The sequence below is a fragment of the Bradyrhizobium sp. AZCC 1588 genome (assembly GCF_036924735.1).
Taxonomy (GTDB): Bacteria; Pseudomonadota; Alphaproteobacteria; order Rhizobiales; family Xanthobacteraceae; genus Bradyrhizobium.
The window spans coordinates 4,902,644-4,915,082 of the sequence record NZ_JAZHSC010000001.1 but is presented as its reverse complement, the minus strand read 5'-3'; the positions used below and the strand labels follow the sequence as shown (position 1 = coordinate 4,915,082).

The 12,439-nt window shown below is 68.2% G+C and carries 1 protein-coding gene; it reads left to right on the top strand.

Features of this window, described 5'->3' with window-relative positions; genetic code table 11:
• Positions 1–42: 42 nt before the first annotated feature.
• On the top strand, positions 43–12,435 hold the full coding sequence (locus tag V1277_RS22955) for an amino acid adenylation domain-containing protein (protein WP_334418228.1): 12,393 nt from the start codon (positions 43–45) through the stop codon (positions 12,433–12,435).
• Positions 12,436–12,439: the final 4 nt, after the last annotated feature.

Sequence of the window (12,439 nt, the reverse complement as noted above, 5' to 3'; positions counted from 1 at the left end):
CGCAGCGGAAGCCGAAGCGAGCCTCGAGGAAGGAATCATTTGATGATTGAAGACCTGCTCTCCCCGTTGCGCCGTGAGGGTGTCCATATCTGGTCCGAGAATGGCCGGGTGCGCTACCGCGCGCCCAAGGGCGTGATGACGCCGGAGCGGATCGCGGCGATCCGCTCGCACCAGCACGAAATCACCGCGTTTCTCGAGGAGGCTCAGTCACAGGCAACCGAGCTTCCGCCGGTCACGCCCGCTGCCGCTACCGGCGCGCCGCCCTTGTCATTTGCGCAGGAACGGCTGTGGTTTCTCGAGCAGCTCGGCCTCGCCGAGTCGTCCTACAACATCGCCGCCACGATCCGCCTGCAGGGTATGCTCGACGTGAATGCGCTCGAGCTTGCCTTCACCGAAGTGATCTGCCGGCACCAATGCCTGCGTACACGGTTCGAAACGGAGGATGGTCGCGGTCTGCAAGTCATCGATCAGCCGCAGCCATATCGGCTTGCACGGCTGGATCTTTCGCATCTTTCGGAAGACGAGCAAGATGCGGCGGCGAGCCGCGCCAGCCGGGACCATGCGGCACAGCGCTTCGATCTCAGCGCTGCGGCCCCGTTTCGAAGCTGTCTCATACAGCTCGCGCCCGAGCACCACCTGCTGCTGCTCGCCATGCACCATATTATCTCGGATGCCTGGTCGTCCGAGGTTCTGATCAGTGAGATCGGTGCGCTCTATGGCGCCTTTCGCGCGGGGCGTCCGTCTCCGCTCGAGCCGCTGCCGGTTCAGTACGCCGACTATGCGCTATGGCAACGGCAGCCGCTCTATGGCGCCGTGCTCGAGCGGCAGCTCGCATATTGGACACAGCGCCTGTCGGCCGCGCCGCCCAACCTCGAACTGCCGACCGATCGGCCGCGACGGGCGTTGCCGAGCTTCGCCGGCGCAACCCATTGGTTCTCGATTTCCGAAGGCGTCGCTTCGGCGCTTCGAGCACTGGGACAGCGAGAAAACGCGACCTTGTTCATGGTGCTGCTGTCGGCATTTCAGCTATTGCTGTCACGCTACTGCGGCCAGACCGACATCGCGATCGGCTCCCCGGTTGCCGGCCGGCGGCGGCACGAATTGCAAAACCTGATCGGGCTGTTCGCGAACATCCTGGTGCTGCGCGCCGACTGTTCCGGAAACCAGAGCTTCCGAGACCTGCTGAGGCAAGTGAGGACGACGGCGCTCGACGCCTATGCGCACCAGGATCTGCCGTTCGAGAAACTCGTCGAAGCGCTGCAGCCGGACCGCGATGTCGCACGCCACCCGCTGGTCCAGGTGATGTTCGCATTGCAACCGGCGCCGTTCGAGGCACTGGCACTGCCCGGCTTGAAACTCACGCCGATGGCCGCGGAGAATGCGCAGACCAAATTCGATCTGACGCTGCACGTCTACGATACGAAATCGAGTCTTGATGTATCGATCGAGTATGCGGCGGAGCTGTTCGACCACAGCACGATCGATCGCCTCATTGGCCACCTCATACGGCTGCTCGACCAGGTTGTGAGCGATCCTGATCGACGCCTGTCGGAGATCACGCTACTCGACGAGTCGGAACGCCGGCAGCAGATCTCGGACTGGAACGATACCGCGAGGTCCTATCCACGGCAGCGCTGCCTGCATGAGATGTTCGCCGAACAGGCCGCGCGAACGCCGGCGGCGGCCGCGGTGGACGATGGCACGCGCGTCATCAGCTATCGCGCGCTCGATGGGTGGGCCGATGGCATCGCCGCCGGCCTGCGCGCACTCGGCATCCGTCCCGGTGCGGCGGTTGGCCTGTCGGGGGAACGCTCCGCCGATCTGATCGCCGGCATGCTCGGCATCCTCAAGGCCGGCGGATGCTATGTCCCGCTCGACCCCGGCTACCCGGCCGAGCGCCTGGCCTTCATGGTCAAGGACGCCGGGCTGAGTGCCGTGGTCGTTGCCCCCGGCGGGGTTGCACCGGCCGGATTGCCGTCGCTGCGCAGCGACGCCGTGCACGCCGCCGATGGTTGCCCGCCTGCGGCATCGGGCGGCGAGGCCGTGGCCTACATCATGTACACCTCCGGCTCGACCGGCGTGCCCAAGGGCATTGCGGTGCCACACCGGGCGGTCGCCCGCCTGGTGCTGGGCACCGACTATATCAGCCTGGCGCCGGGCGACCGGCTCGCCCACCTCGCCAGCCCGTCATTCGATGCGGCGACGTTCGAATTATGGGGCGCACTGCTCAACGGCGGCACCGTCGTGATCATCGATCGCGACACCGCGCTGTCGTCGGCGGCGTTCGCCGCCAATTTGCGCGCGCGGCACGTCAGCAGCCTGTTCGTGACCACCGCGCTGTTCAATCGCCTGGTCCAGGATGTTCCGGATATCTTTGCTTCGGTGCGGGACGTCCTGTTCGGCGGCGAGGCGGCCGACCCGCAGGCGGTGCGCGCCGTGCTTGGCAACGGCGCGCCGCAACGGTTGCTGCATGTGTACGGACCGACCGAAGCCACCACCTTCAGCACCTGGCTGGAGACCCGGGCCGTCGCAGCCGACGCCCGAACCGTCCCGATCGGCGGTCCGATCGCCAACAGCACCTGCTATGTCCTCGATGCTGCCCTGCAGCCGGTGCCGATCGGCGTGGCGGGCGAGCTTTATCTCGGCGGCGACGGTTTGGCCCACGGCTATTGGGGCCGCCCGGCGCTCACCGCGGAGCGATTCATCCCCGATCCGTTCGGCCCACCGGGCCGCCGCCTCTATGGCACCGGCGACCTGGTACGGCGTCTCGGCGACGGCAGCATCGCGTATCTGACCCGCCGCGACGGCCAGGTGAAAATCCGCGGCTTCCGCATCGAGCTCGGCGAGATCGAGGTGGCGCTGCGCGCGCATGCCGGCGTCGAGCAGGCGGTGGTGGTGGCGCACGAAGATGCGGCCGGCAAGCGGCTGGTCGCCTATGTGGTGGCGACAGCCAATGGAATGCCCAACGCTGCCGAACTGCAGCACCATCTCAAACGATCCCTGCCCGACTACATGGTGCCGGCTGCCTTTGTGATGCTCGACCAGTTGCCGCTGACGCCCAACGGCAAGCTCGACCGCGGCGCCTTGCCGGCGCCACAGGCTGTCGATTCGACGGATGCCCATGCGGCGCCAGGGAATGCAGTGCAAGAGATGCTGTCCGCGATCTGGTGCGACGTGCTCGGGGTGGAGCGGCCCGGCATCGACGACAATTTCTTCACATCCGGCGGACATTCGCTGATCGCGGCGCGGCTGATGGCTCGGCTGGGCGATGTGTTCAAGATCGAGCTGCCGTTACGTGCCCTGTTCCAGGCCCCCACGATCCGGACGCTGGCAGCCAAGATCGAACAGGCTCAGCGCGAGCAAAATGATCTCGTTCTTCCTCCGCTCGTCGGGCGGCCACACCCGCTGTCGCTGCCCTTGTCGTATGCGCAGGAGCCTTTGTGGTTTCTTGATCAGATTGGGCTCGTGGGCGCGGCCTACAACATGGCAGGCACGCTGCGGCTCGAAGGCTCGCTCGACGTGGCTGCCCTCGAGCGTAGCTTTGTCGAGATCGTGCATCGCCATGAGAACCTTCGCACCCGGTTCGAGCTTGTCGACGGGCACGGTGTCCAAGTGATCGAAGCGTCGGCAGGCTTCGGCCTCGAACTGGTCGACCTCTCAGTGCTTGAGGACGAGGAACGGCAGATCGAGGCGCGGCGCCTGGCCAGTGAACATGCCGAGCGGCCATTCAACCTGCGGACCGGCCCCCTGCTCCGGGCAATGCTGGTGCGGTTGAGTGGCAGCGAACATCTGCTGATGATCAACATGCATCACATCACTTCGGACGGCTGGTCACTGCGAGTTCTACTTCGGGAGCTCGGAATGCTTTATGCGGCGCACCTGGAGGGCCGCCCGTCACCGTTGCCGGATTTGTCCGCTCAGTATGCTGACTACACGCTGTGGCAACGCGCCTGGCTCGATGGGGACGTGCTGGCGCGACACATCGCCTATTGGCGCCATCAGCTTGCCGGCGCGCCCACGACCCTCGACCTGCCGACGGACCGGCCGCGGCCGCCGCTGCAGTCCTTTGCCGGCGCGACCGCGCGGTTTTTCGTATCAAGCGCCCTCAGTTCGCGCCTGATCGCCCTGAGCCGCAGCGAAGGCGCAACCCTATATATGTTGTTTCTTGCGGCCTTCTCGCTGCTGCTCTCCCGCCATAGCGGCCAGGATGACATCCTCATCGGTTCTCCGGTCGCGGGCCGATCTCGACCGGAACTCGAAGACCTGACCGGAATGTTCGTCAACATGCTGGTCATCCGCAGTGATCTCGCTGGCGATCCGACCTTCCGAGAACTGCTAGGCCGAGTGAAGGAAACTGCGCTCGACGCCTATGCGCACCAGGATCTGCCGTTCGAGAAGCTTGTCGACGCACTGCAGCCGGAACGCGACCTTTCGCGCCAGCCGCTGTTCCAGGCCAGTCTGTCATTCGAAAACATTCCGTTCGAGGCCCTGGCGCTACCCGGCATCACCGCCAGCCGCATCGAAACCAGCGCCGAGCATGTAACGACCAAGTTCGACCTGACGCTGTTTGCGCATGAGACACCGGCCGGCATCGAAGGCTGCGTTGAATATGCGACGGACCTGTTCGACCGCGGCACGATCGATCGCCTCATAGGCCACCTCATACGGCTGCTCGACCAGGTTGTGAGCGATCCCGATTGTCGCCTATCGGCGATCACGCTGCTGAGCGCGGCGGAACGCCGGCAGCAGATCTCGGACTGGAACGATACCGCGAGGTCCTATCCACGGCAGCGCTGCCTGCATGAGATGTTCGCCGAACAGGCCGCGCGAACGCCGGCGGCGGCCGCGGTGGACGATGGCACGCGCGTCATCAGCTATCGCGCGCTCGATGGGTGGGCCGATGGCATCGCCGCCGGCCTGCGCGCACTCGGCATCCGTCCCGGTGCGGCGGTTGGCCTGTCGGGGGAACGCTCCGCCGATCTGATCGCCGGCATGCTCGGCATCCTCAAGGCCGGCGGATGCTATGTCCCGCTCGACCCCGGCTACCCGGCCGAGCGCCTGGCCTTCATGGTCAAGGACGCCGGGCTGAGTGCCGTGGTCGTTGCCCCCGGCGGGGTTGCACCGGCCGGATTGCCGTCGCTGCGCAGCGACGCCGTGCACGCCGCCGATGGTCGCCCGCCTGCGGCATCGGGCGGCGAGGCCGTGGCCTACATCATGTACACCTCCGGCTCGACCGGCGTGCCCAAGGGCATTGCGGTGCCGCACCGGGCGGTCGCCCGCCTGGTGCTGGGCACCGACTATATCAGCCTGGCGCCGGGCGACCGGCTCGCCCACCTCGCCAGCCCGTCATTCGATGCGGCGACGTTCGAACTATGGGGCGCACTGCTCAACGGCGGCACCGTCGTGATCATCGATCGCGACACCGCGCTGTCGTCGGCGGCGTTCGCTGCCAATTTACGCGCGCGGCACGTCAGCAGCCTGTTCGTGACCACCGCGCTGTTCAATCGCCTGGTCCAGGATGTTCCGGATATCTTTGCTTCGGTGCGGGACGTCCTGTTCGGCGGCGAGGCGGCCGACCCGCAGGCGGTGCGCGCCGTGCTTGGCAACGGCGCGCCGCAACGGTTGCTGCATGTGTACGGACCGACCGAAGCCACCACCTTCAGCACCTGGCTGGAGACCCGGGCCGTCGCAGCCGATGCCCGAACCGTCCCGATCGGTGCTCCGATCGCCAACAGCACCTGCTACGTCCTCGATGCTGCCCTGCAGCCGGTGCCGATCGGCGTGGCGGGCGAGCTTTATCTCGGCGGCGACGGTTTGGCCCACGGCTATTGGGGCCGCCCGGCGCTCACCGCGGAGCGATTCATCCCCGATCCGTTCGGCCCACCGGGCCGCCGCCTCTATGGCACCGGCGACCTGGTGCGGCGCCTCGGCGACGGCAGCATCGCGTATCTGACCCGCCGTGACGGCCAGGTGAAGCTGCGCGGCTTCCGCATCGAGCTCGGCGAGATCGAGGCGGCGCTGCGCGCGCACGCCGGCGTCGAGCAGGCCGTGGTGGTGGCGCACGAAGATGCGGCCGGCAAGCGGCTGGTCGCCTATGTGGTGGGGCGCGGCGAAGCGCGGCCTGACGCCACCGGCCTGCGCCATCATCTCCAACACACCCTGCCCGACTACATGGTGCCGGCTGGCTTTGTGGTGCTGGATCAGCTGCCGCTGACGCCCAACGGCAAGCTCGACCGCAAGGCGCTGCCGGCGCCGGACTGGCAGGGCAGTAGCGACGCCATCGCTCCGCGCACGCCGACCGAAGCGACGCTGGCCGCGATCTGGCGCGACGTGCTCAAGCTCGACCGCATCAGTGTCAACGACAACTTCTTCGCGCTCGGCGGCGATTCGATCCAGTCGATCCAGTTGGTGGCGCGGGCCAACCGGGTCGGACTGAGCCTGTCGGCCCGCCAGGTGTTCGAGCAGCAAACCATCGCCGGTCTCGCGGCGGTGGCGGGCCGCGCGACGGCGGTTTGTGCCGAACAAGGCCTGGTGCAGGGCGAGGTGCCGCTGACCCCGATCCAGCGCTGGCTGTTCGAGCAGGAGCTCATCGCGCCGCATCACTTCAACCAGGCGGTGCTGCTAGACTGCGATCCGGGCCTGACGCCGGCCGCGCTCGGCGAGGCGCTGCGTCACCTGGTGCGGCATCACGATGCGCTGCGGCTGCGCTTTCACCGCACTGAGCAGGGCTGGCATCAGGTCCATGCCGAGGAGGCCGAGCCGGCGTTCGAGCAGATCGATTTGTCCGCCCTTGACGCCGCCGCCCAAGGCGCCGCCCTGGCCCGGCATGCCGATCGCCTGCAGGCCAGCCTGGAGCTCGCCGCCGGCCCGCTGGTTTGCGCCGCCTGGTTCGATCTCGGGGCGCAGGGCCGGCGGCTGTTGCTGATCCTGCATCATCTGGTGGTCGACGGGGTGTCGTGGCGCATCCTGCTCGACGACCTCGATGCCGCCGTGGCGGCGCTGCAGCAGGGCGACGCGGTGCAGCTTGCGGCCAAGACCACCTCGTTCCGGCAGTGGGCCGAACAGCTCACCGCCTATGCCGGATCGGCGGCCGCGCAGCGCGAGCTGGCGTACTGGCAACAGATGCCCTGGTCGGACGCCGGACGCCTGCCGGTGGACCATCCCGGCGGCATCAACACCGCCGGCGCGGTGCGCATGGTGAGCACGTCGCTCAGCGAAGCCGACACCCGCGCGCTGCTGCAGGAGGTGCCGAACGTCTACCATACCCAGATCAACGACGCGCTGTTGACCGCGCTGGCCGAGGCGGTGGCGGCCTGGAGCGGGCGGCGCCGCCTGCTGGTCGCGCTCGAAGGCCATGGCCGCGAGGCCCTGTTCGCCGCGGCCGACGTCTCGCGCACCGTGGGCTGGTTCACCAGCCTGTTCCCGGTGCGGCTGGATCTCGGCGGTGCGGCCGATCCCGGGGCGGCGTTGAAGGCGGTCAAGGAGCAGTTGCGCGCCGTGCCCAACCGCGGCATCGGCTACGGCATCCTGCGCTATCTCAGCGGCGCCAAGGCGCTGCCGATGCCGGAGCCACAGATCAGCTTCAACTATCTCGGTCAACTCGACGAAGCTGGCGGTCCGCGGCCGTTCCGCTTCGCCGGGCAGAACACTGGCGCCCTTACGCATCCCGGCAACGCGCGCCGGCATCTGATCGACGTCTCCGCCCATGTCCACGACGGCCGGCTGCAACTGCAGTGGTTTTACAACGCAGGCCGGCATGCGCCCGAGACGATGACGGCGCTGGCCGAGCGCTATGTCGCGGCGCTGCGCGATCTGATCGCGCATTGCAAGACCAGTGCCGGCGGCTTCACCCCGTCGGACTTCCCGCTCGCCGCCACCCGCCAAATCGAGCTCGATCGCCTGGTCGCGATGCTCGGCGGTCCCCGGCAGATCGAGGACATCTATCCGCTGTCGGCGACCCAGCAGGGACTGTTGTTCCACAGCCTCTACGCGCCGGAATCCACCGTCTACGTGATCTCGCTCGGCTGCCGGCTGGTCGGGGCGCTCGATGTCGATGCGTTCGAACAGGCCTGGCAGCGCATGGTCGAGCGCCACGCGGTGCTGCGCACCGCCTTTGTCGGCCAGGAGCTGGAGCAGCCGCTGCAGGTGGTGCTGCGCCATGCCGTGCTGCCGTTCGAGCGCCACGACTGGCGCACCCTGGACGCCGCCGAACAGGCGGCGCGGCTTGCCGCCCTGCAGCAGGCCGAGCGCGCCCGCGGCTTCGACTTCACGCGCCCGCCGCTGCTGCGGCTGCATCTGGTGCGCACCGCCGCGGCCGAGTACCGGCTGATCTGGAACAGCCATCATATCGTGTTCGACGGCTGGTCGATGCCGATCCTGTTCAACGAGGTGTTTGCCGCCTACGGCGCGCTGTGCCGGCGCGAGACGCCGCAGCTAAAGCCGCCGCGCCCGTTCCGCGACTACATCGGCTGGCTGCAGCGCCAGGACCAAGGCGCCGCCGAGGCCTACTGGCGCCGACGCCTTGCCGGCTTTGCGACCCCGACCGCCTTCGGGCTCGGCCGGCCCGCCGCGCCGACCGACCCGGTGGATCACTATGCCGAGCATGAGGGGACGTTCCCGGTCGCGTTGGCCGAGATCGAAGGGTTTGCGCGCCGGCATCGGCTGACCCTCAACACCCTGGTGCAGGGCGCCTGGGCGCTGCTGCTGTCCCGCTATGGCGACAGCACTGAGGTGGTGTTCGGCGTCACCGTCTCGGGCCGCCCGGCGGAGCTGCCCGAAGTCGAGCGCACCGTCGGGCTGTTCATCAACACGCTGCCGCTGCGCCTTGCCGTACCCCCCAGACAAAAGATCCTGGACTGGCTGCGCGAGGTCCAGGCGCGGCAGAGCGAGCTGACCGACTATCAATACAGCGCGCTGGCCGATGTGCAGCGCTCTAGCGAGGTGCCGGCGGGTACGCCGCTGTTCGACAGCATCGTGGCGTTCGAGAACTATCCGGCGGAGATGTCCGCGCTGAGCGAACTGACGCGGACGGTCCGGATCACCGACGTCCGCCCGACCGAGCGGACCAACTATCCGCTGACGCTGCAGGTCACGGTCGGGCCGACGCTGTCGTTCCGGCTGATCTGCGATATCCACAGGTTCGAGGCGGTGGCGGTCGAACGGCTGATCGGCCACTTCACCCACCTGTTCCAGCAGATGATCGCCGACCCGGAGCGGCCATTGTCGGCGCTGGCGCTGTTGAGCGAGGCCGAGCATCGTCAGCTCGTTGGCTTCAACGACACCGCGGCGGAGTATCCGCGCGGCCTGCTGCATGAGCTGTTTGCCGCGCAGGCGGCGCGCACGCCTGAGGCGGTGGCGCTGAGCCTGGACGAAGCGACGCTGAGCTACGGCGACCTCGAGCGCCGCGCCAACCAGCTTGCCCATCATCTGCGCGGCCTCGGCGTCGGCCCCGATGTCGTGGTCGGGCTATGCGCCGAGCGCTCCTTCGAGATGGTGATCGGTCTCCTCAGTATCCTCAAGGCCGGCGGCGCCTATCTGCCGCTCGATCCGGACTACCCGGCCGAGCGGCTCGCCTTCATGCTCGCCGACGCCCACGTGCCGGTGCTGCTCACGCGGGCTGCGGTAGCCGACCGGCTGCCGGCCAGCGATGCGACAGTGGTGCGGCTCGACGCCGATTGGCCGCAGATCGCCCGCCATCCCACAACCGCGCCGCCCAATGCCTGCGCGCCCGACAACCTCGCCTATGTGATCTACACCTCGGGCTCGACCGGACGGCCGAAGGGGACGCTGATCACCCATGATTGCGTCACCCGGCTGTTCGCCGCCACCGACGCCTGGTTTGACTTCGGCCCGCACGATGTCTGGACCCTGTTTCACTCGCTGGCGTTCGACTTCTCGGTCTGGGAGCTGTGGGGCGCGCTGCGCAACGGCGGCAGGCTGGTGGTGGTGCCATACTGGGTCAGCCGCTCTCCAGACCTGTTCCACGCGCTCGTGGCGCGCGAAGGCGTGACCGTGCTGAACCAGACGCCCTCGGCCTTCGCCGGGTTGATGCAAGCCGATGCCGCCAGGCCGCGCGCGCTGTCGCTGCGGTGGGTCATCTTCGGCGGCGAGGCGCTGAACTTTGCCGAGCTCACGCCGTGGTTCGAACGCCACGGCGAGGCGCGCCCGCAGCTCGTCAACATGTACGGCATCACCGAGACCACCGTCCACGTGACCTGGCGGCCGGTGCGGCGGAGCGACGCCGACGCCGCGGCGAGCGCGATCGGCCGCCCGATCCCCGATCTGCAGGCCTATGTGCTCGATCGCCACGGCGATCCGGTCCCGCTCGGGGTCGCCGGCGAGCTTTACGTCGGCGGCGCCGGCCTGGCGCGCGGCTATCTGAACCGTCCGGGCCTGACCGCCGAACGCTTTGTGCCAAGTCCGTTCGAAGCCGGCGCGCGGCTCTACCGCACCGGCGATCTGGCGCGCTGGCGCGCCACTGGTGCGCTCGACTATCTCGGCCGCATCGACCACCAGGTCAAGATCCGCGGCTTCCGCATCGAGCTCGGCGAGATCGAGGCGGCGCTGCTCAAACACGACGCGGTCGAGCGCGCCGCCGTTGTTGTCAACGAAGCTACCGACCGCCGGCTCATCGCCTATGTGGTCGGGCGCGGCGACGCGCGGCCTGACGCCGCCGGCCTGCGCCATCATCTCCAACAGGCCCTGCCCGACTACATGGTGCCGGCCGGCTTTGTGGTGCTGGAGCGGTTGCCGCTCACCGCCAACGGCAAGCTCGACCGCAAGGCGCTGCCGGCGCCGGACTGGCATGGATCCGGCGACGCCGTCGCTCCGCGCAACCCGACCGAACAGGCGCTCGCCGCGATCTGGCGCGACGTGCTCAAGCTCGACCGCATCAGTGTCAACGACAACTTCTTCGCGCTCGGCGGCGATTCGATCCAGTCGATCCAGTTGGTGGCGCGGGCCAACCGGGTCGGACTGAGCCTGTCGGCCCGCCAGGTGTTCGAGCAGCAAACCATCGCCGGTCTCGCGGCGGTGGCGGGCCGCGCGACGGCGGTTTGTGCCGAACAAGGCCTGGTGCAGGGCGAGGTGCCGCTGACCCCGATCCAGCGCTGGCTGTTCGAGCAGGAGCTCATCGCGCCGCATCACTTCAACCAGGCGGTGCTGCTAGACTGCGATCCGGGCCTGACGCCGGCCGCGCTCGGCGAGGCGCTGCGTCACCTGGTGCGGCATCACGATGCGCTGCGGCTGCGCTTTCACCGCACTGAGCAGGGCTGGCATCAGGCCCATACCGACGAGGCTGCGCCGGCATTCGAAGCGATCGATTTGTCGGCGCTCGACGCTGGCGCGCAAGACGCCGCCCTGGCCCGGCATGCCGATCGCCTGCAGGCCAGCCTGGAGCTCGCCACCGGCCCGCTGGTTTGCGCCGCCTGGTTCGATCTCGGCGCGCAGGGCCGGCGGCTGTTGCTGATCCTGCATCATCTGGTGGTCGACGGGGTGTCGTGGCGCATCCTGCTCGACGACCTCGATGCCGCCGTGGCGGCGCTGCAGCAGGGCGACGCGGTGCAGCTTGCGGCCAAGACCACCTCGTTCCGGCAGTGGGCCGAACAGCTCACCGCCTATGCCAAATCGGCGGCGGCACAGCGCGAGCTGGCGTACTGGCAACAGGTGCCGTGGTCGGACGCCGGCCAGCTCCCGGTGGATTATCCCGGCGGGATCAACACCGCCGGGATGGTGCGCATGGTGAGCACGTCGCTCAGCGCCGCCGACACCCGCGCGCTGCTCCAGGAGGTGCCGAACGTCTACCATACCCAGATCAACGACGCGCTGCTGACCGCGCTGGCCGAGGCGGTGGCGGCCTGGAGCGGGCGGCGCCGCCTGCTGGTCGCGCTCGAAGGCCATGGCCGCGAGGCCTTGTTCGCCGCGGCCGACGTCTCGCGCACCGTGGGCTGGTTCACCAGCCTGTTCCCGGTGCGGCTGGATCTTACCGGTGCGAGCGATCCCGGCGCGGCGTTGAAGGCGGTCAAGGAGCAGTTGCGCGCCGTGCCCAACCGCGGCATCGGCTATGGCATCCTGCGCTATCTCAGCGGCGCTAAGGCGCTGCCGATGCCGGAGCCGGAGATCAGCTTCAACTATCTCGGTCAACTCGACCAGGCTGGCGGCGCGCGGCCGTTCCGCTTCGCCGGGCAGAACGTCGGCGCGCTCACGCATCCCGGCAACGCGCGCCGCCATCTGATCGACGTCTCCGCCCATGTCCACGACGGCCAGCTGCAACTGCAGTGGGTCTACAGCACGGCCATTCACGAGACGTCGACCATTGAGGCCGTGGCGCAAAACTTCGTCGCGCAGCTACAGAATCTAATCGAGCATTGCGAGGCCAGTGAAGGCGGCTTCACCCCGTCGGATTTTCCACTCCTGCAAGCCAACCTCAGTTTTTGAGATC

Coding starts and splice junctions, on each gene's coding strand:
- V1277_RS22955 (WP_334418228.1), top strand. CDS start 43: ATGATTGAAGACCTGCTCTCCCCGTTGCGCCGTGAGGGTGTCCATATC.